Consider the following 23,645-nt stretch of genomic DNA (forward strand, 5'->3'; position numbering starts at 1 on the left):
CCATGGAACGTCTGGATCGCCACGGATTGCAGGTGGATGCCCGCCTCGCCCGCTTTGTCGAAGACAGCGCCCTGCCCGGCACCGGCATCGCCCCGGCCCGCTTCTGGCAAGGCCTGGCCGAGGCGGTCGATGTCTGCGGCGCTGAGAACCGCCGCCTGCTGGCTGTCCGCACCGAAATGCAGGCCCAGATCGACGCCTGGCACCGCGCCCGCAAGGGCCAACCCCACGACCCCACCGCCTATACCGCCTTCCTGTATGAGATCGGCTATCTCCTCCCCGAAGGCCCCGATTTCACCATCCGCACCACTGGCACCGATCCCGAAATCGCCCATGTTCCCGGCCCGCAACTGGTGGTCCCCGTGATGAACGCGCGCTATGCGCTCAACGCCGCCAATGCGCGGTGGGGTTCGCTCTATGACGCGCTTTACGGCACCGATGCACTGGGCGACGCCCCGCAGGGCAAGGCCTATGATCCCGCCCGCGGCGCACAGGTCATCGCCTGGGCCAAGGCCTTCCTCGATGATGTGGCCCCCCTCGCCAAAGGCAGCCATGCCGACGTGACCGGCTACCACATCGCAGAAGGCACACTCGTCCCCGCTCTCAAGAACCCCGCCCAATTCGCAGGCTTCCGCGGCGATGCCAAAACCCCCTCCGCCATCCTGCTCAAAAACAACGGCCTCCACCTCGTGCTGCGCATCGACCCGGGCCACCGCATCGGCGCCGCCGACCGGGCCGGTCTGGCCGATATCCGCATGGAATCCGCCCTGTCGGCCATCATGGATTGCGAAGACAGCGTCGCCGCCGTGGATGCCGAAGACAAGGTTCTCGCTTATGCCAACTGGCTCGGCCTGATGAAGGGCGATCTGGTCGAGATGGTGCAGAAAGACGGCCAGACCATCGAACGCCGCCTGCGCGACGATTTCGCCTTCAGCGCCCCGAACGGCAGCCCGCTCCTGCTCAAGGGCCGCGCGCTCATGCTCGTGCGCAACGTGGGCCACCTGATGACCAACCCCGCCATTCTGGATGCGCAAGGGCGCGAGGTGGGCGAAGGTATCATGGACGCCTTCCTCACCACGCTCTGCGCGCTCCACGATCTGCAAAAGACGCAAGGCCCCCGCAACTCGCTCCACGGCTCGGTCTACGTCGTCAAACCCAAGATGCACGGGCCGCAGGAAGTGGCCCTCGCCTGCGCCATCTTCGACCGGGTGGAAGAAACCCTCTCCCTCCCCCGCTTCACCGTCAAACTCGGGATCATGGATGAGGAACGCCGCACCAGCGCAAACCTCAAAGAATGCATCCGCGCCAGCGCCGACCGCGTGGCCTTCATCAACACGGGCTTCCTCGACCGGACGGGGGATGAGATCCACACCAGCATGGAAGCCGGCCCCATGATCCGCAAAGGCGACATGAAGTCCTCCGCCTGGATCAAGTCCTATGAGGATCGCAATGTCGATATCGGCCTTGCCTGCGGGCTCAAAGGCCGCGCGCAGATCGGCAAGGGCATGTGGGCGATGCCCGATCTGATGGCTGCCATGCTTGCGGCCAAGATCGCGCACCCGCAGGCCGGCGCCACCTGCGCCTGGGTCCCCTCCCCCACTGCCGCCACCCTCCACGCCACCCATTATCACCGCGTCGATGTGATGGGCGTGCAGGATACCATCGCCAAAGGCGGCCCGCGCGGACAGCTGGATGACCTGCTGACCATCCCCCTCGCCACCGGCGCGAACTGGTCAGACGATGACATCCGGTCCGAGGTGGAAAACAACGCCCAAGGTATCCTCGGCTATGTCGTGCGCTGGGTGGATCAGGGCGTGGGTTGCTCCAAGGTGCCCGACATCCACGATGTCGGTCTGATGGAAGACCGCGCCACCTGCCGAATCTCCAGCCAGGCCTTGGCCAACTGGCTGCACCATGGCGTGGTGTCCGAAGCACAGGTCATGGCCGCCATGCGCAAGATGGCCGCCGTGGTCGACCGCCAGAATGCCAACGATCCGGCCTACATCCCCATGGCCCCGCGCTTTGACGGCATCGCTTTCAAGGCCGCCTGCGATCTGGTCTTCGACGGCCGCGCGCAACCCTCAGGCTACACCGAGCCCGTCCTGCATCGCCGCAGACTGGAACTCAAAGCCCGCAGCCGCATCCACCTCGTCTGACGGCAATCAGATTGCGCGGGCATGCGCCCGCACGTCTTTTGCCTCGCCTGCGCGCATGCGCGCTTGGCTCAGGCCGGGGGTTCCCCCCGGACCCCCTGGGTATTTGAACCAAGGTGAAAGCCGCTTCATCTTGGCAAAAATACCCGCGGGGGAGGCGCCCGGAACGGGCGACGGGGGCGGCAGCCCCCACCTGAGCCAAGCGCGCAGGCGCGCAGGCGAGGCAAAAGGAATGCGCGGCCCCTTTGGGGCGCGCTCATGTCAACTCAACCAATATCGAGGGCCAGCGCATGGATGCGGGTGTTCAGATCCCCCAGCGCCTTGTGCACCGCGCGGTGGCGCTCCACCCGGTTCATCGGGGCAAAGACATCCGCGCGGATCACCACGCGGAAATGGCTCTCGCCGGAACCGTCATCCCCGGAATGGCCGGCATGTTTGTGGCTTTCGTTGATCACCTGCAATTCGCGGGGCGCAAAAGCGGCGGTCAACCGCTTTGTGATCTCATCCTGTGCTGCCATTTTTCCGAAGGCCCCTTCTATCTGCCGCGATAACCCCTAAACTCTTGCCTCCGAGTCGGAAAGGCCAGCGCGAAACATGTCTACCCGTCCCCCTTTTGAGTTCGACATCCGCGTCTCTTCCGACAAGAAGCGCCGCAAGACCACCCGGCGCGGCATGTCCGGCGCGTTCGAGACATCGCAGAAAGGCTGCGAATATCCGGGCTGTTCCGAACAGGGGGCCTACCGCGCCCCGAAATCGCCAGACCACCTCGATGAGTACTTCTGGTTCTGCAAGGATCACGTCCGCGAATACAACCTGAAGTGGAACTTTTTCCAGGGTTCCACCGATGAAGAGTTCAAGAAGTTTCTTGATGAGGACCGCGTCTGGGGCCGCGCCACCCAGCCTTTCGGCAAGCGCCCCGATGAAGGCCGCGCCTGGTCACGCCTCGGCGTGGATGATCCCATGGCGATCCTTGGTGAAAAGGCCACACTCAACCCGGCCAAACCCACCGGCAACGCCACCCGCAAACTGCCCGCCACCGAACGCAAGGCACTGGAAATTCTGGATGCCCGCGACACCATGACCAAGGCCGAAATCCGCAAGGCCTATAAATCACTGGTCAAGGATCTGCACCCCGACATGAACGGCGGCGACCGCAGCGATGAGGACCGGTTGCAAGAGGTCGTCTGGGCCTGGGATCAGATCAAGGACAGCCGCTACTTCCGCGACTGACCCGGCCATACCCCGCGTTGCTGGCGCAGCGCCATCAGCTGCGCCACAGCCGCGCCGAACAGCGCGCTTCCCCAGGCGAGCGGATAGTGCGGCAGCGCCAGCAGCAAAGCCGCAGGCCCACCTTCGGGCTGCAGCACCGGCAAGATGAGCGCAGCCGCCAGCCCTGCCACAACCAGCACCAGCGCCGACAGAATGCCCGCGCGCAGCCAGCCCGCCAGACCGGGCCGCCCGAAACCGGGCGCCACGATCCAGGCCACGACTGCCGCTACCGGCAGCGCGCGGGCAAAAGCCGGGGTGAACAGAACTGAGGCCTCGGTATCCGCCCCCAACTCCGCCCGCGCCACCGCCGCCGCCATCAACAGCGCCAGCGGCAGCACAAGGGTCAGTCGATCACGCAGGGTCATGGGGGCGGCTCCAGATAAGGCTTGTCCCTATCTGGCCTGCCTCACCCGCCCGATCAAGCCACGCCGATCAAGCCATGCCGATCAAGACAGGCTGGTCAAGACTGGCCGATCAGGCCGCCCGAAACGTCAGCGCCGCGCCGTTCAGGCAATGGCGCATCCCCGTCGGCTCCGGACCATCGTCGAAGATATGCCCGAAATGCCCGCCGCAGCGGATACAATGCACCTCGGTCCGCGTGGCGAACAGGCTGTTGTCTTCCTTGGTGCCGATCGTCCCCGGCAGCGATTGCCAGAAGCTCGGCCACCCCGTGCCGCTATCATATTTGTGCTCAGACGAATAGGCCGCCAGATCGCAGCCCGCGCAGTGATAGACCCCCGCCCGCGTTTCCTTGTCCAGCGGGCTGGTCCCGGCGCGTTCGGTATCCTCTTCCCGCAGCACGGCATATTGCAGCGGCGTCAGCTTTGCCCGCCATTCGGCATCGGTCAGCTTGAACGGGAAATCCCCCTCAGACGCCATGGCAGGCCCCAAAGCGGGCCGCAGGACGGGGAACAGGGCGGCAAGCGCGGTCAGGCGCAGAAGGTGGCGGCGGTGCATCGGGATCCTCCCTTGGATGCGGGTCATAGTGGCAGAAGTTACGCCCCGGCGCGGCACAAGGTTTCACCCGATCACGCGATTGCGTTTCCCTCCCCCCCAAACCCCGCATCCCCGCCCCCCCGGCGGCCTGATGTCGCGTCCTGCCCGCCCATTGCCGCCCTTCCCCTTGCAGCCCCCCGCGATATGTTCCACACACTTCCCATGGCCCGAACTCAGGGCGCGACGCGAAACGATGGCGGACGGTATGCTGGACACTGTGATGAAACCCACCGAAGAAATCTCGGTCCGGGATGTTTTCGGGATCGACACCGATATGAAGGTGAAGGGCTTCGCCGACCGGACCGATCGCGTGCCCGATATCGACCCCACCTATAAATTCGACCCGGACACGACGCTGGCGATCCTGGCAGGCTTTGCCTACAACCGCCGCGTGATGATCCAGGGCTATCACGGCACCGGCAAATCCACCCATATCGAACAGGTGGCCGCCCGGCTCAACTGGCCCTGCGTGCGCGTCAACCTCGACAGCCACATCTCCCGGATCGACCTGATCGGCAAAGACGCGATCAAGCTGCGCGACGGCAAGCAGGTCACCGAATTCCACGAAGGCATCCTGCCTTGGGCGCTGCGCAACGCCGTGGCCATCGTGTTCGACGAATACGATGCCGGCCGCGCCGATGTGATGTTCGTCATCCAGCGCGTGCTGGAACATGACGGCAAGCTCACGCTCTTGGACCAGAATGAGATCATCACCCCCCACCCGTCCTTCCGCCTCTTCGCCACGGCAAACACCGTGGGCTTGGGCGATACGACGGGCCTTTACCACGGGACCCAGCAGATCAACCAGGCCCAGATGGACCGCTGGTCGCTCGTGGCCACGCTGAACTACCTGTCCCACGATGCCGAGGCCGCCATCGTTCTGGCGAAATCCCCGCATTACAACACGGAAAAGGGCCGCAAGACCATCAGCCAGATGGTCACCGTGGCCGACCTCACCCGCACCGCCTTCATGAACGGCGACCTGTCGACCGTGATGAGCCCGCGCACCGTCCTGAACTGGGCCCAGAACGCCGAGATTTTCCGCAACGTCGGCTACGCCTTCCGGCTGTCCTTCCTGAACAAATGCGACGAACTGGAACGCCAGACGGTGGCCGAGTTCTACCAACGCTGCTTCGGCGAGGAACTCCCGGAAAGCGCGGCGAGTATGGCGATGAAGTGAGGTGGGGGAAGGTGAACAAGTGTCCGGATCAAGTTGATCCCATTTAGCTTTTCACCTCCACTTCACTTAAAAATCGTCACCGCCGCTGCTATTAAAGAAGCCACGGCTACAGCTAAGGCAACCCGTGCAATAAACTCCATGCGCCCCTGTGCCAGAACGCTTTCTCGAGTACCGATTGCTGACGAAAGCTGATTTAATAGTTCACGCGTATCGCGATCTTCTTCGAGAAGCCGCTTAGAAAGCTGCGCGAGAAGAGATTTTAAACCATCCTTTATGTCAGCAATTTCCTTTCCGACGCTGGTCTTCCGAGTAAAGCCAGTGGCGTTCCATTGAAAGGACGCGTCATTCTGAGAAAGTGCTAGTACTTCGCGTGCAACCATCGGAACCCCGATGGATTGACTGAAGAACGCACTGATCCTGTCAATTTGACTTGTGGACCGATGTGGCTTTGAACGAAAAGATAAAGATTGTTGTGTTTCCTTTAAGTATCTAAGCAACTCCCGAAGATAACTTGCCAACGCAAATCTGGCGATTATTCCGCCCAATTTTTCGCGAGCAAAGAATGTTCTGATAAACAGACTATCATCTTGAAATAAATCTTTCTCACTCTCACTTAGATCGTCCCAGCGTAGAGCTATTGTCATATGATTAGGGAGGTCATCACGATATCCATGTTCGAAAGAGAACCGCAAAGACGGAACAGATGTGCAAACCCAACTGCCCAAGTCATCTTCGATGTTCAGAAATCTCGACCAGTGTAGCCAGTTTCTTTTTCTTTCAGCATCTCGCTCAAAGGCTGTAAAGCCGTCCAAGGATAGAAATTCCGCCGTAGGAAACTTTCCTTGCTGACCACTTGCGCTGAAGTAGCCAGGAAAGTTCTTCGATACCCATCCAACGCCTAATTTGAGATACTTTCTTCTAATGTTACGAACGCGTTCTCTTTTGACATGTTCGGCACCCTTTATTGAATAGGATTTGAAACGTCTCTTTGGAACTCGGACTGTTCTCGCAGGCGCGTTTATTGCACTAGCGTATTCGTTCGCCACATTGTCCGCGAGCACAAAGCCAACACTTAAACACGTTGTTGAGGGAGTGAGCTGCGAAATATTGACCAGCAGCGAAGAAAACTCTCTTGGAAAATCTGCCGTATATCTTACAAAGTGATAGCTCTTGGCTTCGCTAGCCCGTATGATCCTCCCAAGTGGTAAATAACCAAAAGCGCCATAAAGACGCTGCGCTTTCAGCCATTCAACATTCGAATCAGATCGCGCAAACATCCCATCTTGATCCCATCCTATTCTTTCAAGCGATTCATAAAGTGAGTCAATTTCGTTTGGCCCGAATAACTCAGTCACCATTATGCAAGCAAGGCGAAGGCTTACGCCATCCTCAATTTGTGACTTGGCATTCTCTTCCTTATCGAGTTCTAGGAAATAATCCGTCTCATCTCCGTATGGGCTTGGAACAGTATTAGGAAAAGCCGCGTGTAATGGCCAGACCATCTTTCGCAAGCGTTGCCTCCAAACATGGACCGAATCTTGCTCAGTAGTGATTTCGTCCAATGCGATTTCACTGTTGGTAGATGTTGATTGCTCTTCCTTCATTTCGCAATTCCACTTAGGTCACTGTTTACAAGCACGCTACGACCGCCGGCATTCTTTAGCTTGAGCACTCCTCAAGCCAATTTCCCACCTACGGTTATACAACATAGTGTAAACATTCAGATCAAGTTTGCATTGGGCTACTTGCAGTCCTCTCAAGCCATCTAAACCGCAATTTGCACAAGCCTTCACTTACTGTGGTCAAGTTGCGCCTCCTACAACCATCGCATTTAGAGTCAGAACCGCCGCCACTGTAAACGTTGCGCGCCAAGTTTTTGCTAGTACAGTTTGTACTTCAAGACCCCCCCAAACCGCCCACTTGCTAACCCAAAAATCCTGCCTGATCCTGCCAACATGGGCGGTTTGCGAACATTCCTCCTTCCGGCGCTGCTCTGCGCCCTCGCTGCCCCCCTCCCGGCGCAGGCCCAGAGTGACGTCCCCGACGACCCCCTCCACGCCTTCACCACCTGCGCCAGCCACCAATCGACCCAGATGAAACATCAACGGCTGGTGGATGGCCCCGCCTCCCCCATCACCAAGGCGCCACGGGCGGCGGTGTGGGGCGTGCCCCCCATAGGCACCAGAACACCCCACCCACCAATCAACACACCAACGCCCCAGCCCCGCCCGCGGAAAGGCCCCCTCACGGGGCCATCCGGTCTGACACAGCATCCCCTGCAGGCCTGACGATCAAAGCAAGGGCGCGTCCGGCATCGTCACGCGGAACCGGTCCAGCGACTCCAGCGATGCGCCGTCGAATTCGCCCCCCAGCACGAACCACGGACCGAACGCATCCGCCCGCGTGAACGCAGGCAGCGCGTCGATCGAGGGAACGCCCAGCGGCGTGCCGTCGATCACGCGCCCGGCAGGCGCTTGCCCATAGCCCCGCGTATAGGCCAGCACATGGTTCAGGTTGGTGACGTAATGCTCTTCGAGCAGATAATCGACGCCATAGGAGGCCATCACCCGCTGCGCTTCGGCAGGGTTCAGAACGCCCGTCCACCAGCGCGGCCCAAAGGCTTCGGTCACCGCCTGTTCCACCTCTGTCGACTCATACCGATGGAAGTTCACATGATAGGGCGTCGCCGCTGCGCCGAAAACCTCCTGCACCCCACCGCCCAGAAAGCGGACATCGTAATTGCCCGCAATGCCACCGGGAACGTCCGGATCCAGCGATCCCGCCACATAGGACCGCGTCGCAACCAGTTGGGTTTCCTCCTGCCCATCCCGAAGCCGGTATCGGTGGGTGATAAGATGCTGCTGAACGCTGGTCCCCTGCAACACACCATCCGCCATGATGCGATCCCCGGCATCGGGATTGATGATGATCGCGTCGATCATCCCCCAACGGAACCCTTCCGGCACCGAGATCATCGAACGATCGAACGAGGCAAAGTTGCCCTCCGTCAGATTGTCGACATTGACCACCATGATCCCCAGCGGCCGCCCCCGATCCTGCCCAAGCAGGAAGTCGAACGTATCCGCCCCCTCACCCCCCCAAAGGATCGTCGGCCCGCTTCCCGTGGTGCGGTCAATCACCATCACATCATCCCCGCCACCGGCGGCGACCATGTCATTCGCGCCGATCCCGGTGATCGTATCGCCACCCACCCCAAGAAAAGCCGCAGGCGCGATCAGCACTTCAATCCCGGCCTCATCCATGTTCAGCGCAAAGCCACGCACAGCCACGGCTTGTTCCGTCACCGATTGCGGGAAAGCCGACATATAGGCCACGTCGCGCCCGGCTCCGCCAAAGATGAAGTCATCTTCATCAAACCGAAGGGTGTCATTGCCCGACCCGGCATCAAGCCGATCCGCCGCCTCTCCCCCATCCAGAAGATCGGCCCCGGCACCACCCGTCAGGGTATCGCTGCCATCGATTCCCAACAGCGTATCATTGCCCGCCGCACCGTCCAACGTATCGCTGCCAAGACCCCCATCCAGCAGATCGGCATCAACGCCCCCGTGCAACCAGTCGTCACCCTCCCCGCCATCCAGGATGTCATTGCCCGTTGTCCCGTTCAGACTGTCATTTCCTGCGGCCCCGGAAAGCGAGTCGTCCCCCGCACCTCCGTTGATCGTGTCATCGCCGAAACCGGTTCGGATGATGTCATTCGACGCCCCGCCGAACAGGCGGAAATCGGGAGAGTACTCAGGATAATCAAGCGCGTTGTTCCCGGCCCCCGGGAAGCTCAGAAAATAAAGCGTGCTGCCCGTCACCGGATCGAAAACCTCGGCAGGTGAGGCCCCGCCGATATATTCTGCAACCTCGATCCCGATGATCGAAAGCAGGGTGGTGATAAAGCTGTTGCTGTTAAAGGCAGGCGCGACGGCATTGTATGGGATGGACAGGTTCATCTGTGCCGTGAATTGCACCGTTGCGGCAGCCAACACCCGCCAGACATCCGCGTCGCTCCGATCACCGATATCAAGGGCGACCTGCGCATAAAGACCCCAGACGCCATAGCCGGGTGTATTCGAATAACCTCCGGCCCCGGTGCCGTTCACCGACCTGTTCTGAAAGGCCCAAAAGCTGTTCTCCGTCCATTCGCCCAGAAAACCGTCCGAGGGTTGGACTTCCAGTTCACGGCCCGCTCGGACAATCTGCAAATGCCCGTACAGCGGCACAGCAGGCAAACGGTTCCCACCAAGATATATGGTCATTCGGACAACACCCCTTCACTCGTTAAAATTCGATCACATTTAGACAAAGACATCGTGCTACAGCGCGCATTGCGCGGTGCCTTCCACCTGCCCGCAAAGGCTGGACCTCTGGCGGACGCCAAACTCAGCCTTCGACCCGGCCCGCTCCCTTCTGCGATTTTCGGGCAGCCCGGCCCAACGGATGTTTTCATCCTTGCGTCCCGACGCCACAAAGGACGTCCGGTCCCGATCCCCGCGAATGGTGACCGAAAACGCCTCGGGCAGATCGCGCGCCAAATCCGGCACCACGCGCCGCAGACAGGTATGCGCAGAAAGCGTGCCACCGAAACGAACCGAGGGCGAGCCCACCCGCACCCCGTCAAAAACCCCAATATCCAGAAGCCGACGCAGCAGGTTCATGTCGCAGCCGCTGCCACGGGATCAGGGCAACCACCCAAGGGAAAGGATGCCCGCTCTATCCGCCCGGTCAAAACCCACCAACACCCACGCACCAAATACCCTCAGCCGACACGCAACCGAGCGTTGTCTTGCGGCAAGAAAACCCAAGATTGACTTACCTGTCAATCGTCTCCAATACAGACCAAAGTTATATTTCCGCACACTTGATAACCAAAATGAATGCAATCATGCTCTATTAATGGGCGCTTTGAAAACACACCTGTGCACCCCCTTGCTCCTCTGCGCGCTTGCCGCACCCGCGGCCGCGCAGACCGACAGGGACATCCCCGACAACCCCCTCCACTTCTTCGCCACCTGTGCAGGCCGCATGTCGGCGCTGATGGAGCATCAATGGTTGGTCGATGGCCCAGCATCTGACATCACCAAGGCGCGGCGGTCTGCGGTGCTGGATGTGGTGGCCTCCCTCACCCCGCCGGGGCAAGAGGCGCAGGTCATGGCCTGGCGGGTCGAGGCCAAGGCCGCCCACGCCGCCCTGCTGGGCCAATCCCGCCACGGCCCCGCACCAGACCAGACTCGCGCCGCAAAGCGGGCGGAAACGCTCCTGCGGTCATGTGAGGCCTATCTGTCCTGACCGGGTGGAGCGCTGACCTCTCTACTTGTGGTAGACTGTGTTAAACCCCACATCGAAAGCAAATGAGTGCGAACCGATAATGGGTGCATCTAGGCTGCTGCAGTCTCGCGGGTCACTGCAAAAACTCATCGTGACAACAAAGCTCAGTCGGATCGATCTCTCGCGCTCGCTCATTGCATTCCAGAGCGCGTGCGGCCCTCCATTAGTCGCAGGGTTCCACAAAAAGAAAACCGCGCTGTCATCTGGTGCGATGGGTTCTGTGCCAGATTGGCGCGCAAGCCCCTGTGCCCCCAGCCAAGCCACCGCTTTCTCCACCTCTAAGAACCTGCGCATCACGCGCACAAGGCAGACCTCAACCGCCCCAACGGTCAATAATTTGTCCCAAGCCAGCTTGTGATGGGTCGGCGGTGCGCCTTCAGGAAGACTTCCGTGCAAGCAGGACTGCGCCGAAGGGAAATCGAACGGCGCTGTCCCGTAATTCGAGCGAGCGTTTTTCGCCTCTCGGTTCGACAAGGGGTAGAGGTCGCGATACCGCTTTCCATTGGACATGAGGAAGGGATGCTCCTCGCTCAGATCATCTGTCACTGTCGAGGATACAAATGGCGTCTCCTCTGCCCCCGGCTCTCGCGTCGGGCGAACCGACTGAGGCAGGTTGTCGCCAAACAGCACCCAAAGCGAACCGAGCGGCACCCCGACAAGGACCGAGATCGCAAGCAAACGCCGCAGCAGGGCCGTCACCATCAGATCGCCCTGACGCGTTCACGGCATCCGCCCCAAGCAAAAGCGGCCAGCCGGATCACCCCAGCCAAGAAGTCCCCACACCCACGCACCCCTTACTCCCCAGTAAACCCGCAACCGAGACTGCAACCCAAAGTTGCATCCGCTTAAAAAACCCAACACCACCGCCCTTGTCAATCCGACCGCAAGTGGTCCGAAGCCCGCCTCGCGAAAGCGCGCAGAATCCCCCAACCCCTTCCTCAAACGTTAACCTTAACGCCCCAACACCGTGCGCTGCGTGCATACGCCCGTCTGCACCGGCGTCTGCACCACGCGCTGCACGCCCGTTTCCGGCCAACCCTTTGTGTTAACAACGCAAAACCGGCGCAGAAAAAGAAAAGGGGCGGCCAAACGGCCACCCCTTTCCCCGACAGGGAGATGTGGGAAAGATCAGCCGCGCGCGGCTTTGGTCGCGTTCGCCCACCAAACCAGATCATCCAGCGAGGCCGTTGCGGCGGGCAGCAGGTTGGCCTCCACATCGGCCATATTGCCCGAACCGCCCATGCCCGGATGGACCTTGAAGAAATCGCCCATGCCCAGATGCACGGCGTTGCGCGTCGGAACCATCTGAAGTTCCACGCCGATCAGGCGCAGATGCTCCATCGCGCGGGTGCCGCCGACCGAACCATAAGCCATTGCCGTAAAGGGCTTTTTCGCCCATTCGACATAGGCCTGATCCAGCGCGTTCTTCAGCGCGCCGGTGATGGAGCGGTTATATTCGGCCACCACAAAGATATAGCCGTCGAACTCGGCCAGCTTCTTCTGCCACTTCACCGCGGCGGGCGATTGCGACGGCGCCCAAGCGTTCGAGGCGACCTCGTCAAACAGCGGCAGGTCAAAGTCGCGCAGGTCGACCAGTTCGACATCCATATCGGTACGGGCCTTCGCCTGCGCCAGCATCCACTGGGCGGGAATGTCAGCAAAGCGCGACGCGCGGGTAGAGCCGATGATAAGGGCGATTTTCGGATTGCTCATGGGATTTTCCAGTCCATTCAGGAGGTTGAGTTCTGTGCTGAATAAGTGGTTATCGCTCGGAATCTTGCAATTCGGCGCGGCTGCAACCCCCATGTGCGCCCATGCACGAAGTTTGCCGTATGGCCCCATATTTCCCGCGCCCGCCCTTGCCCCCGGCACCCCGGGGTGACACTCTGGCGCAAAGCCTTTTGGCCGCTGTTTCAGGCATGACCCGATGACCAAACCCAACGACAACCCCGCCGATCCCTTCAAGAAAGCGCTGGCCGAGGCCACACGCACGATGGCGGACGATCCCGAAATGACCGTGTCCTATTCGGTCGATCCGCCCGGGATGAACCGCGAAGGCGTGCGCCTGCCGCAGGTCTCCCGCCGCATGACCCGGGATGAGGTGATGCTGGCGCGCGGAACCGCCGATGCCTTCGCCCTGCGCCGCAAGTTCCACGATGACACGGTCGCCGCCCGCTATGCCCCCCAAGGCAACCTCGCCCGCGAGATTTATGAGGCGATGGAAACCGCAAGATGCGAGGCCGTGGGTGCCCGCGCCATGCCGGGCACCGCCGTCAACATCGACGCCAAGATCTCGCATGAGGCTGATCGCAAAGGATATTCCCAGATCACCAGCATGCAGGATGCCCCCTTGGCCGTGGCGGCGGGCTATCTTGTGCGCCATCTGGCGACGGGCCGCGACATGCCCAAAGGTGCCGGCAACGTCATGGAACTCTGGCGTGGCTTCATCGAAGAACAGGCCGGCGGCACCTTGGAAAACGTGGATCACGTGCTGGACGATCAGGCCGCCTTCGCCCGTCTTGCCCGCAAGGTGATTTCCGACCTCGGCTATGGCGATCAGCTGGGCGACGACCCGGATCAAAGCGATCCCGACGATCAGCAGGGCGAAGCCGAAGAAGATCAGGACAGCCCCGACAGCGCGGGCGAGGATGAACAGGACAGCGACGAATCCGAGGCCGCCCCCGAACGCAGCCAAGAGGAGCAGCAGGATCAGTCGCAGGCGCAGGTCACGATGGAAGACAGCGCCGATATGGAACAGGGCGATGAGGCAGAATTGCCCGAAGGCGAGGCCCCGCTAGAGCCGCCGCCCCCTGCCCCCTATTCCGATGCCGATCCGAACTACACCGTCTATACAACGGATTTCGATGAAGAAATCCGTGCCGAGGATCTGGCCGAGGCGGCCGAGTTGGAACGCCTGCGCGCCTATCTCGATCAGCAGTTGGAGCCCCTGAAAGGCGCGGTCAGCCGTCTGGCCAATAAGCTGCAACGCCGCCTTCAGGCGCAGCAGAACCGCTCATGGCTGTTCGATCTGGAGGAAGGCACACTGGATGCAGGCCGCTTGGCGCGGGTGGTGGCGAACCCCACCACGCCCCTGTCGTTCAAACAGGAAAAGGACACCGAATTCCGCGATACCTGCGTGACGCTGCTTCTGGATAATTCCGGATCCATGCGCGGGCGTCCGATCTCCATCGCCGCGATCTGCGCCGATGTGCTGGCGCGCACGCTGGAACGGTGCAGCGTCAAGGTGGAAATCCTCGGCTTCACCACCCGCGCCTGGAAAGGCGGGCAGTCGCGCGAACGCTGGCTGGCGCAGGGTCGCCCGCAGGGGCCGGGCCGCCTGAACGATCTGCGCCATATCATCTACAAATCCGCCGATGCGCCTTGGCGGCGCGCGCGGCCCAATCTGGGTCTGATGATGAAAGAAGGCCTTTTGAAGGAAAACATCGATGGCGAGGCGCTGGAATGGGCGCATCGCCGCATGATGTCCCGGCCCGAGGCGCGCAAGATCCTGATGGTCATTTCCGACGGTGCACCGGTGGACGACTCGACCCTGTCGGTCAACCCCGCGAATTTCCTGGAAAAACACCTGCGCGACGTGATCTCCATGGTGGAACGGCGGCGTCAGGTGGAACTGATCGCCATCGGCATCGGCCATGACGTGACGCGCTATTATCAGCGCGCCGTCACGATCACCGATGTGGAACAGCTTGCCGGAGCCATGACCGAACAGCTTGCCGGGCTGTTCGAAGTCGATCCGAAAAAGCGGGCCAAGGCGGGCCTGCGGCGGGCGGGGTAAAGGGGGCTTTCAGCCCCCTCTGGGCCTTCGGCCCATTCCCCCCGAGGATATTTGAAGAACGGGTGAAAGCATGTTCCAGAGCTTTGAGACGACCTCCGACCCGGCCGCCGGACCGGGGCGTCTGGCGCGCCTGCGCGATCATCTGCGCGCCGAAGGCTTGGCCGGGTTCCTGATCCCCCGCGCCGATGTACATCAGGGCGAATATGTCGCGGCACGCGATGAACGCTTGCAATGGCTCACGGGTTTCACCGGCTCTGCGGGCTTTGCCATCGTGCTGCCGGATGTGGCAGGCGTGTTCATCGACGGTCGGTATCGCGTGCAAGTGAAAGGCCAGGTCGATCTTGCTGCCTATACCCCCGTTCCTTGGCCCGAGGTGAAGCCGGGGCAATGGATCCGCGATCATCTGGAGACAGGCGTGGTGGGGTTCGACCCGTGGCTGCACAGCGCCGATGAAATCGCCCGGATCGAGGCCGCGCTGGAAGGATCGGGTGTGACCCTGCGCGCCGTCGCCAATGCCGTCGATGCGATCTGGCCCGATCAGCCCGCCCCGCCTGCGGGCGCGGCCTTCCCCCATCCTGTCACATTGGCGGGGGAAACGTCGGTCGAGAAACGCACCCGGCTGGCGGCAAACCTGCGCAAGGACGGGCAGTCGGCGGCGGTGATCACCCTGCCCGACTCGCTGTGCTGGCTGCTCAACCTGCGCGGCGCAGATGTCCCGCGCAATCCGATCCTGCACGGCTTTGCCATCCTGCATGATGACGGGTCGGTCGATGCCTTCCTCGCCTCCGCCAAACTCAATGACGCGGCGCGCAATGCGCTGGATGTGAGCGTCCGCCTGCACGCGCCCGCCGATTTTGCCCCCGCGATCAAGGCGTTGACCGGCACCATTCGGGTGGATCGCGGCACCGCGCCGCTGGCCGTGTCGCAGCTGGTTGCAGAGGGAGGCGCAACCGTCGCCTGGGGCGACGATCCCTGCCGCCTGCCCAAGGCCTGCAAGAACGCCGCCGAAGTGGCCGGAATGCGCGAGGCGCATCTGCGTGACGGCGCGGCGGTGGTGGAATTTCTCTGCTGGCTGGACCATGAGGCCCCAAAGGGCGGGCTGACCGAAATCGACGTCGTCACCGCGCTTGAAGGCCATCGCAGGGCGACGAACGTGCTGCATGATATCAGCTTTGATACGATCTGCGGCGCAGGCCGGAACGGCGCGATCATGCATTACCGCGTGACAACCGAGACAAACCGCCCCGTGCGGCAGAACGAACTCCTGCTGGTCGACAGCGGCGCGCAATATGCCGATGGCACCACCGATATCACCCGTACCATCGCCGTGGGCGATCCGGGGTCCGAGGCGCGCGATTGCTATACCCGTGTGCTCCAAGGCCTGATCGCCATTTCCCGCGCCCGCTGGCCGCGCGGCATCGCCGGGCGCGATCTCGACGCGCTGGCGCGCTTCCCGCTTTGGGTTGCGGGCATGGATTTTGACCACGGCACCGGCCATGGCGTGGGGGCCTTCCTGTCGGTGCATGAAGGGCCGCAGCGCATTTCCCGCATTTCCGAGGTGCCGCTTGAACCCGGCATGATCCTGTCGAACGAGCCGGGCTATTACCGCGAAGGCGCCTTCGGGATTCGGCTGGAAAATCTGATCGTGGTCCAACCCGCGGCCACACTGGGCGACGGGCGTGACCAACTCAGCTTTGAAACGCTCACCTTCGCCCCGTTCGACCGCCGCCTGATCCGCACTGACCGCCTGTCGCCGGATGAACGCGACTGGCTGAACGCCTATCATGCCGAGGTGCTGGCGCGGCTCTCCCCCCGCCTGTCCGCGACAGCGCGAGACTGGCTGCAAACCGCCTGCGCCCAAGTTTAAGGCAGAATCCTGCGCAACTCTGGCGGTTTCGGGCAGAAGGACGCCGACTCCAGAACGACTCGTTGCCGCAACCTCTGGGTAGGATCATCCTTTCAACCTTGATGGGGGAGGATGTCATGACAACGACCTTGGAAATCAGGCCCGTCCCGGGCCGCTATATCATCAGGGCCAGCGGGGCCATCATCGGCGAAACGGATCGCGCGCTTGAACTGATCGAGGGATCGCGCGCCCCGGTGATCTATGTCCCGCGCGAAGATGTTGCGATGGCGCTGCTTGATGCCAGCGACCGACACACCACCTGCCCGCACAAGGGCGAGGCCCGTTATTACAGCGTTACCACGCCCGAAGCGCGGCTCGACAACGCGGTCTGGTCTTACGAAAACCCCATTGCGGGGGCCGAGGCCATCGCGGGGCATCTGGCCTTTTACGAAGACAAAGTCCGGGTCGAACCGCGCTAGGCCGCTGCCTCTGCCGCCACGTGCCGGATGCGTTCCACCATCGCACGCAGCCCGTTGGACCGCTGCGACGACAGATGATCCGTCAACCCCAGCCGCCCAAGCTCGGCAGGGGCATCCACCGCTACGACTTCGGCCACCGGCAATCCGGCGTAAAGGGTATGCAGCACGGCGATCAGCCCCTTCACGATCATCGCGTCGCTGTCGCCCTGAAAATCGAAGCGGCCATCGCTGATGACCGGCTGAATCCACACCTGGCTCGCACAGCCCTGCACCTTGGTTGCAGGCACCTTCAGCGCGTCATCCATCGGGGCAAAGGCCTTGCCCAGTTCGATCACATGACGATAGCGGTCTTCCCAGTCATCCAGGAATTCAAAGGTCTCAGTCAGGTCTTCAAAGGCGGGGGTGGCCATCACACGCTCCTGTATTGGGGCCAAGACCTAGGGTCTGCCGACCAAAAGGTCCAGCCCGCGCCCCAAGGCTTTGTCGCAACCGGGTGCTTTTCAAATCCGCCGCCATCGGCTACCCAAGAGGCAACAGACAGGGGACCGGGATGAAACGAACAGTTCTGGCGGCGTTGGGCGTGGTGCTGGTGGTATCGGGCTGCGGCATGATCCGGGAATCGCGGTTGAACCCGTTCAACTGGTTTGGCCGGGCCGAACCGCGCGAGACGGTCACCACCGCCGCCCCGCAGGACCAGCGCCTGCTGGTATCGCAGGTCCTGACCCTCTCGGTTGATCCCTACAGCGCCGGGGCCATTGTCCGCGCCAAGGGCATCCCGCCTTCGCAAGGCTGGTGGGACGCAGAGCTTGTTCCCCGCCCGATCGATGAAAACGGCGTTCTGGTGTTTGATTTCCGCGTCTTCCCGCCGATCACCGAAACGCCGGAAGGTACCCCCCGCTCACGCGAGATTACGGTCGCCATTTCGCTGTCGAACGTGAAGCTGGATCAGGTCCGCGAAATCGTGGTGCAGGGCGCGACCAACGCGCTGTCGTCGCGCCGCTAAGTCAGGCGGTGCGTCACAGACGCACCACCCGCACTTCCGTTCCCTTGGCAGACAGGGCGATCTCGCCCTTGCACAGGCGCAGCGCATCCTCGCCAAACGCCTCAAACCGCCATCCGGTCAGCGCCTCAACCTCGCGCTCGCCCGCCGCGATGGCATCCAGATCAGCGGCAGAGGCGATCAGCTTCGACGCCACCCCCAACTGTTCCGATTTGGCCTTGAGCAGCACCCGCAGCAGATCGGCCAGCGCCGGGTTGACCTGCAACTGTTCGCGGCTCAGGTCGGGCTTGGGCATGTCTTCGGATTTCATCTCCATCCCCGCCTTGATCGCGGCCAGAATGCCATCGGCAATCTCGGGTTTGCGCCCCTCGCGCAGCAGCAGCCGCGACCGGCCCAGCTCTTCCATGGATGTGGGCCGGGTCGATGCCAGCTCCAGCAGAGCATCATCCTTCATCACCCGCGACCGGGGCACGTTCAGACGTTGGGCATATTCCTCGCGGAAGCGCGCCAGTTCCTTGACCACCGCCAGAAACCGCCCCGAGGTGGTGCGCGTCTTCACCCGCAGCCAGGCCTCATCAGGATGCACCGTATAGGTGGCTGGATCGGTCAGGATCGACAGTTCTTCTTCCACCCAGCGTGTGCGGCCATTCTTGGCCAACTGCCCCGCCAGCCATTCATAGATCACCCGCAGATGGGTGACATCGGCCAGGGCATATTCCTGCTGCGCGCTCGACAAGGGCCGCCGCGACCAATCAGTAAAGCGCGATGTCTTGTCGAGGTTTTCCTTGGCAATCTTCTTGACGAGCGTTTCATAGCCCACCTGTTCGCCAAAGCCGCAGACCATGGCGGCGATCTGCGTGTCGAACAGCGGATCGGGGAACACCTTGCCTTCGACAAAAAAGATTTCCAGATCCTGCCGCGCGGCGTGGAACACCTTGACCGTCGCCTTGTGGCGGAACAGGTCGTAAAGCGGCTCCATGCTCATGTCTTCGCCCGCGATGGGATCGACCAGCACGGCATCCCCGGTCTTGCCCGGCAGCGCCATCTGGATCAGGCACAGCTTTGACCAATAGGTCCGTTCCCGCAGGAATTCGGTGTCGATGGTCACATAGGGCTGGGATTTTGCGGCTTCACAGAAGGCGGCGAGGTCTTCGGTCGTTGTTATTGTACGCATCATGCCTTCCGGTTGGCCTGGGTGGCACGGGGTCATCCCGCCCTATCGCTATAGGCGGGACAGCGGGAAAATGAAAGGCATCATGAAGAAACGCTGCGTCCGGCTACAGGTAAAGCGGCCGGCGCTCCCCCACCGCAAAGCGGCGCAGCACAGCAGGATAAAGACGGTGCTCCTGCACCAGCACCCGCGCGGCCAGCATGTCGGCATTGTCCCCCGGCAGCACCGGCACCCGCGCCTGCCCCAGAATGGGGCCATCATCAAGCACCGGCGTCACCTCATGCACGGTGCAACCGGCCTCAGTATCCCCCGCATCCAGCGCGCGCTGATGGGTGTGCAGGCCGGGATATTTTGGCAAAAGCGACGGGTGGATGTTCAGCATCCGCCCCGCGAACCGGTTCACGAATGCAGGTGTAAGCACCCGCATGAACCCGGCAAGGCAAAGGATATCGGGCTGCGCGGCAAGGATCGGCTCCACCAGCGCCGCCTCGAACGCAGCGCGGTCTTTGCCAAAGGGGCGGTGATCCACCGCCGCCACCGGCACGCCGAACGCTGCGGCCTTTGTCAGCCCCTGCGCGCCCGGATCGTTCGATGCCACCAGAACGGGCTGTGCCGGATGGTTCCCCCCCAGCATATCCCGCACCAGCGCCATCATATTCGACCCACCCCCGGATATCAGGATGGCGACGCGGGCTGTCACAGGATCTTGCCCGAATAGACCACGCCTTCCCCCGGCACCACATGACCAAGTGTAAAGACCGTCTCACCCATCTCTGCCAGCAGGGCGGAAATCGCCTCGGCCCGGTCTGGGGCCACCACAAGGATCATCCCGATCCCGCAGTTGAAAGTTTTCAGCAGTTCCGCCTGCGTCATGTTCGCCGTTGTCGCCAGCCAGCGGAACACCGGCGGCAGGGTCCAGGCGTTCAGGTCGATCGCACAGGCCAGCCCTTCGGGCAGCACGCGCGGCGGGTTTTCCGTCAGGCCACCCCCGGTGATATGCGCCAACCCATGCACACCCCCCGCCCGGATCGCAGCAAGTGCCTGCTTCACATAAAGCCGCGTCGGCGCCAGCAGCGCCTCGCCCAGCGCGCCATCCGAGAATGGCGATGCCGCATCCCACCCCAGCCCCGACAGTTCCACCACCTTGCGCACGAAACTGTAGCCGTTCGAATGCACCCCGTTGGACCCAAGGCCCAACAGCACATCGCCCTCGGCCACCCCGGCGGGCAGATCTGCCCCCCGCTCCATCGCGCCCACGGCAAACCCGGCAAGGTCGAAATCGCCCTTGTGATACATCCCCGGCATCTCGGCCGTTTCCCCGCCGATCAACGCGCAGCCTGATGCCTCGCAGCCCGTGGCGATGCCTTCGATGATCCGCGTGGCCTGATCCACGTCCAACTTGCCGGTGGCGAAGTAATCCAGAAACAGCAGCGGCTCCGCGCCCTGACAGACCAGATCGTTGACGCACATCGCGACAAGGTCGATGCCGATCGTATCCACATTCCCGGTATCAATGGCGATGCGCAGCTTGGTGCCCACCCCATCGGTCGCCGCCACTAGGATCGGGTCGCTGTATCCCGCCGCCTTCAGATCGAACAGCGCACCAAAACCGCCCAAGCCAGACATGCTGCCCGACCGGGCGGTGCGCTTGGCCGCGGGCTTGATCCGTTCGACCAGCGCGTTGCCCGCGTCGATATCCACACCCGCCTGCGCATAGGTAAGGCCGTTCGTCATCGCGCTCGCTCCGCCGCTGTGCCGCTGTTGCGCGCAGGCCATATACCAGCCTCTGCCCCATCGCAACGGCGCAAAGGCCAAAGCCCGCGCCGCTTGACACGGATCAAGGAAGACCGCCCGCAAAGGTGGCAAATAGGGGCCATCCCGCGTCCGAGGAAGATCGCACATGTCCCGACTGTTCCTGCTGCTCTACGCCCTGATCGGCCCCTCGCTTGCCGGGGTCGGGGTCATCATTGTGCTGACCATGGGGATGGTCACACTCAAGGCCATCCTGGGCTCTGCCGCGCTTGGTTTCGCGCTGGGTGTCCCCGCCGCTTGGGCCGTGATGCGACAGTTGGCCCCCGATGGTGACTGACACCATTTCCGCCACCTTGACCCCTGCTGCCAATGGCCTTAGGCCAATGCGTGCGGGGCTGTAGCTCAATGGTTAGAGCCGGGCGCTCATAACGCCTTGGTTGGGGGTTCGAGTCCCTCCGGCCCTACGCATCTCCCGCAGGCGCGATGATTCAGCCGCTGGACCTTCGGCCCGCTTAAAGCCCCATTTCCCGCGCCTTCAGCGCAGCTTCCACGCGGTTGCGCACCTGCAACTTGTGCAGGATATTGGTCATGTGGTGCTTGATGGTCTTTTCCTGAAGATCCAGCGCACGGGCGATTTCCTTGTTCGATTGGCCTGTCGCGACCAGTCTCAGAATCTCTTGCTCGCGCGATGCCAGCGCCTCCACTTCGGGCAGATCGCGGGCGCCCTGCCCCTGCATCGCCGCCAGAACGCGCGCGGCCAGCGCGGGCGATACGTAGGAACCGCCCTGAACCACACCTTGCAGCACATCCACCAATTCCTGTGCGCCGACCCCCTTTAGCACATACCCCCGTGCCCCTGCGCGAAGCGCGGCCAGCAGATCGTCATCCGCTTCGGACACAGTCAGCATAACGATGGCCACGGCAGGAAAACGCCGTGCGATGGTGGCCGCCGCCACCAGCCCCGACCCCGGCATTGACACGTCCAGCAACACGACGTCGGGCATATGCGCCTCGACGGCTGTCACCGCGTCATCGGCGGTTCCGGCCTGCGCCACCACGGTGAACCCGCCATGCTCCTGCAACGAAAGAACCACCCCGCCGCGCAAGAGCGGGTGGTCGTCGGCAACAACGATATGGATGCTGTCCATTCAGCTTTCCTCAACTGGCAACTCCAGCAACAGCCGCACACCTTGGCCCGGGGCCGTGGCTATGCTGAAACTGCCGCCAATACTCTCGACGCGTTCCCTTAATCCGGACAGGCCAAGCCCCGTCCCTGCAGAATTCGGCTCTACCTGCGCGGCCGGATCAAAGCCCGGCCCGGCATCCGCCACGATCACCGACAGCCGCCCTGCGTCAAGCGTGCACCCCACCCGCACCTCGGCCCCCGGGGCGTGGCGATAGCTGTTCATCAGGCCTTCCTGCACAAAGCGGTACAGGCAGATCAGAATCGGATGCGAGGCTGGCACATCGGGCCAGCCTCCCTGCGTGCTGTCACGGATGACAACAATCCCGGTGCGGCGCTCTTGCGCGCCAATCGCCCGGTCCAGCACTTGCGCCACCGTGCTGCCCCTCAGATCGGGCAGCGTCAGACCCCGGCAAAGATCGCGGACATCGGCCAGCGCCTCATCCAGCGCTTCGCGAAGCGCCTGCGCCTCGGTATCGTCGGCCGACAGCCGCGCCCGCCGCATCAGCGCATCCAGCCGCAAAGATGCCAAAGCGAGGGCCTGCGCCGGACCGTCATGCAATTCGGCACTGATCCGGCGCATCTGGCGCTCGGTCGTCTCGCTCACACGCTTGGCGGCCTCTTGCACCCGTGCGCGCAGCGCTTCGTTTTGGGCCGAAATCTGCGCCAGTTCCGCCAGACGGCTGGCCAGCGCGCTTGTCTGGGCCTCAATGGTGCGGCTGCCGGCCTGCACGATGCCGAACAGTGCGGCAAAGGTGACCCCGGTCACAGCCGCCACCATGGCCCATGCCCTCGCCTGCGCTATCCAGATATCCGCTTCCAGTTCGGTCGCTACCAGATAGAACTCTGCCACCGCGATCACCTCACCCGTAAGGATCGAATGGATCGGGTTGTAAACCTCTAGCAGCGGCACCCCGCTTTGGCGCTCATTCTCGCTCTCCGCATCGTCCAGCTGGTCAAAACTGGCTGACAGCTGGCCTTTCAAGGCCGCCTCCAACTCGACGCTGGGCACGAAGGTCTGTCCGATCACGCCGGGATCGCTGGAAAAGGCGACAAATCCATCGGCGCGCCAGATCTTGACCGACCAGACCCGTTCGGAAAGCGGAGGTCGTTCCAGAATATCGCGCATGTGTGCAATCGCCTCTGGCGAAAGCTGGCGCGCCTCAGCCAGCGGTTGCGACAGCGGCGCAATGAAACTTTCCATATAGACTGCGCTCGAAATGGCCGAGTTTCGCACCACCCCCATCTCGATGGATCGGCTGACCAGCCCACCGATTACCAGCATCCCGATCAGGCTGACCACGCTGCCCACAAGGGCAAAGCGGTGCAGCAACGCCAGCCCGGCAAACCGCTCGCGCCATGCGATTCGGGGCGCGGCGGCGGTCGTCGCGGGCAGAACAGGGGCGGCAAGGCTGGGGCGATGGGGCTGAGTCATGCCGGGAATCTGTCTGATTTCGCGCGTTCTGGCCATCGGTCGGATGTCGGATCG

23 protein-coding genes and 1 tRNA gene are annotated in these 23,645 nt (G+C 62.4%); 10 read left to right on the forward strand and 14 right to left on the reverse strand.

What is annotated here, in order from left to right; translation table 11 throughout:
- The first annotated feature begins 2 nt into the window (after positions 1-2).
- Positions 3-2,153, forward strand: coding sequence for a malate synthase G (locus tag RSE12_15095; protein WRH61686.1), 2,151 nt, complete (start codon positions 3-5; stop codon positions 2,151-2,153).
- Between the two features lie 263 nt (positions 2,154-2,416).
- On the opposite strand, the gene RSE12_15100 is transcribed toward RSE12_15095, so the two are convergent.
- A complete protein-coding gene (locus tag RSE12_15100; protein WRH61687.1) occupies positions 2,417-2,668 on the reverse strand; it encodes a BolA family protein in 252 nt (83 codons plus the stop codon).
- Between the two features lie 76 nt (positions 2,669-2,744).
- On the opposite strand from RSE12_15100, the gene RSE12_15105 reads away from it, so the two are divergent.
- Entirely contained in the window at positions 2,745-3,380 is a 636-nt protein-coding gene (locus tag RSE12_15105) for a J domain-containing protein (GenBank protein ID WRH61688.1), read from the forward strand.
- Here the strand turns inward: RSE12_15105 and RSE12_15110 are convergent.
- Together RSE12_15110 and msrB are read right to left on the reverse strand one after the other, a co-directional pair.
- The gene (locus RSE12_15110; GenBank protein ID WRH61689.1) at positions 3,365-3,784 is read right to left on the reverse strand and encodes a hypothetical protein; all 420 of its coding nucleotides are present in this window, start codon (positions 3,782-3,784) and stop codon (positions 3,365-3,367) included. The two genes, RSE12_15105 and RSE12_15110, sit on opposite strands and share 16 nt — an antisense overlap.
- Positions 3,785-3,893: 109 nt before the next feature.
- On the reverse strand, positions 3,894-4,376 hold the full coding sequence (msrB, locus tag RSE12_15115) for a peptide-methionine (R)-S-oxide reductase MsrB (protein WRH61690.1): 483 nt from the start codon (positions 4,374-4,376) through the stop codon (positions 3,894-3,896).
- Between the two features lie 232 nt (positions 4,377-4,608).
- Between msrB and cobS the strand changes: the two genes are divergently transcribed.
- Positions 4,609-5,595 (forward strand): cobaltochelatase subunit CobS, encoded by a 987-nt coding sequence (gene cobS / locus RSE12_15120; protein WRH61691.1) that lies wholly within the window; start codon positions 4,609-4,611, stop codon positions 5,593-5,595.
- 62 nt (positions 5,596-5,657) lie between these two features.
- On the opposite strand, the gene RSE12_15125 is transcribed toward cobS, so the two are convergent.
- The 3 genes from RSE12_15125 to RSE12_15135 all read right to left on the reverse strand — a co-directional run bounded on the left by RSE12_15125 (position 5,658) and on the right by RSE12_15135 (position 10,259).
- Positions 5,658-7,199, reverse strand: a complete 1,542-nt coding sequence (locus tag RSE12_15125) for a hypothetical protein (GenBank protein ID WRH61692.1) — start codon at positions 7,197-7,199, stop codon at positions 5,658-5,660.
- A gap of 687 nt (positions 7,200-7,886) precedes the next feature.
- On the reverse strand, positions 7,887-9,860 hold the full coding sequence (locus RSE12_15130) for a calcium-binding protein (GenBank protein ID WRH61693.1): 1,974 nt from the start codon (positions 9,858-9,860) through the stop codon (positions 7,887-7,889).
- Positions 9,861-9,917: 57 nt separating this feature from the next.
- Complete coding sequence (locus RSE12_15135; GenBank protein ID WRH61694.1) at positions 9,918-10,259, reverse strand: hypothetical protein; 342 nt, start codon at positions 10,257-10,259, stop codon at positions 9,918-9,920.
- Between the two features lie 238 nt (positions 10,260-10,497).
- Between RSE12_15135 and RSE12_15140 the strand changes: the two genes are divergently transcribed.
- Complete coding sequence (locus RSE12_15140) at positions 10,498-10,890, forward strand: hypothetical protein (protein ID WRH61695.1); 393 nt, start codon at positions 10,498-10,500, stop codon at positions 10,888-10,890.
- Positions 10,891-10,911: 21 nt separating this feature from the next.
- Here RSE12_15140 and RSE12_15145 read toward each other — a convergent pair whose 3' ends face one another.
- Together RSE12_15145 and RSE12_15150 are read right to left on the reverse strand one after the other, a co-directional pair.
- Complete coding sequence (locus tag RSE12_15145; protein WRH61696.1) at positions 10,912-11,631, reverse strand: hypothetical protein; 720 nt, start codon at positions 11,629-11,631, stop codon at positions 10,912-10,914.
- 426 nt (positions 11,632-12,057) lie between these two features.
- Positions 12,058-12,642, reverse strand: coding sequence for an NADPH-dependent FMN reductase (locus RSE12_15150; GenBank protein ID WRH61697.1), 585 nt, complete (start codon positions 12,640-12,642; stop codon positions 12,058-12,060).
- A gap of 214 nt (positions 12,643-12,856) precedes the next feature.
- On the opposite strand from RSE12_15150, the gene cobT reads away from it, so the two are divergent.
- The 3 genes from cobT (at position 12,857) to RSE12_15165 (ending at position 17,050) form a co-directional block, all read left to right on the forward strand.
- Positions 12,857-14,725 carry a cobaltochelatase subunit CobT gene (cobT, locus tag RSE12_15155; GenBank protein ID WRH61698.1) on the forward strand — a complete coding sequence of 623 codons (1,869 nt, stop codon included), beginning with the start codon at positions 12,857-12,859 and terminating at the stop codon, positions 14,723-14,725.
- 70 nt (positions 14,726-14,795) lie between these two features.
- Positions 14,796-16,592, forward strand: coding sequence for an aminopeptidase P family protein (locus tag RSE12_15160; protein WRH61699.1), 1,797 nt, complete (start codon positions 14,796-14,798; stop codon positions 16,590-16,592).
- A 116-nt stretch (positions 16,593-16,708) separates the two neighbouring features.
- A complete protein-coding gene (locus tag RSE12_15165) occupies positions 16,709-17,050 on the forward strand; it encodes a DUF427 domain-containing protein (protein ID WRH61700.1) in 342 nt (113 codons plus the stop codon).
- On the opposite strand, the gene RSE12_15170 is transcribed toward RSE12_15165, so the two are convergent.
- Positions 17,047-17,460 (reverse strand): SufE family protein, encoded by a 414-nt coding sequence (locus RSE12_15170; GenBank protein ID WRH61701.1) that lies wholly within the window; start codon positions 17,458-17,460, stop codon positions 17,047-17,049. The genes RSE12_15165 and RSE12_15170 overlap by 4 nt on opposite strands.
- 140 nt (positions 17,461-17,600) lie before the next feature.
- Here RSE12_15170 and RSE12_15175 point away from each other — a divergent pair, with 140 nt between their 5' ends.
- On the forward strand, positions 17,601-18,053 hold the full coding sequence (locus RSE12_15175) for a hypothetical protein (GenBank protein ID WRH61702.1): 453 nt from the start codon (positions 17,601-17,603) through the stop codon (positions 18,051-18,053).
- 13 nt (positions 18,054-18,066) lie between these two features.
- Here RSE12_15175 and rnd read toward each other — a convergent pair whose 3' ends face one another.
- The 3 genes from rnd to purM all read right to left on the reverse strand — a co-directional run bounded on the left by rnd (position 18,067) and on the right by purM (position 20,955).
- Complete coding sequence (gene rnd / locus RSE12_15180; GenBank protein ID WRH64837.1) at positions 18,067-19,224, reverse strand: ribonuclease D; 1,158 nt, start codon at positions 19,222-19,224, stop codon at positions 18,067-18,069.
- Between the two features lie 103 nt (positions 19,225-19,327).
- Positions 19,328-19,921 carry a phosphoribosylglycinamide formyltransferase gene (gene purN, locus RSE12_15185; GenBank protein WRH61703.1) on the reverse strand — a complete coding sequence of 198 codons (594 nt, stop codon included), beginning with the start codon at positions 19,919-19,921 and terminating at the stop codon, positions 19,328-19,330.
- Positions 19,918-20,955 carry a phosphoribosylformylglycinamidine cyclo-ligase gene (gene purM, locus RSE12_15190; GenBank protein WRH61704.1) on the reverse strand — a complete coding sequence of 346 codons (1,038 nt, stop codon included), beginning with the start codon at positions 20,953-20,955 and terminating at the stop codon, positions 19,918-19,920. The genes purN and purM overlap by 4 nt, the downstream gene beginning before the upstream one ends.
- Before the next feature lie 166 nt (positions 20,956-21,121).
- On the opposite strand from purM, the gene RSE12_15195 reads away from it, so the two are divergent.
- Together RSE12_15195 and RSE12_15200 are read left to right on the forward strand one after the other, a co-directional pair.
- Positions 21,122-21,310, forward strand: a complete 189-nt coding sequence (locus tag RSE12_15195) for a hypothetical protein (protein ID WRH61705.1) — start codon at positions 21,122-21,124, stop codon at positions 21,308-21,310.
- A 54-nt stretch (positions 21,311-21,364) separates the two neighbouring features.
- Positions 21,365-21,437 (forward strand) — tRNA-Ile (locus RSE12_15200).
- 48 nt (positions 21,438-21,485) lie between these two features.
- Here RSE12_15200 and RSE12_15205 read toward each other — a convergent pair.
- Positions 21,486-22,121, reverse strand: coding sequence for a response regulator transcription factor (locus tag RSE12_15205; GenBank protein ID WRH61706.1), 636 nt, complete (start codon positions 22,119-22,121; stop codon positions 21,486-21,488).
- Entirely contained in the window at positions 22,122-23,591 is a 1,470-nt protein-coding gene (locus RSE12_15210; GenBank protein WRH61707.1) for a sensor histidine kinase, read from the reverse strand. It lies immediately after the preceding gene.
- Between the last annotated feature and the right edge of the window lie 54 nt (positions 23,592-23,645).

It is taken from the genome of Fuscovulum sp. (genome assembly GCA_035192965.1).
Taxonomy (GTDB): domain Bacteria; phylum Pseudomonadota; class Alphaproteobacteria; order Rhodobacterales; family Rhodobacteraceae; genus Paragemmobacter.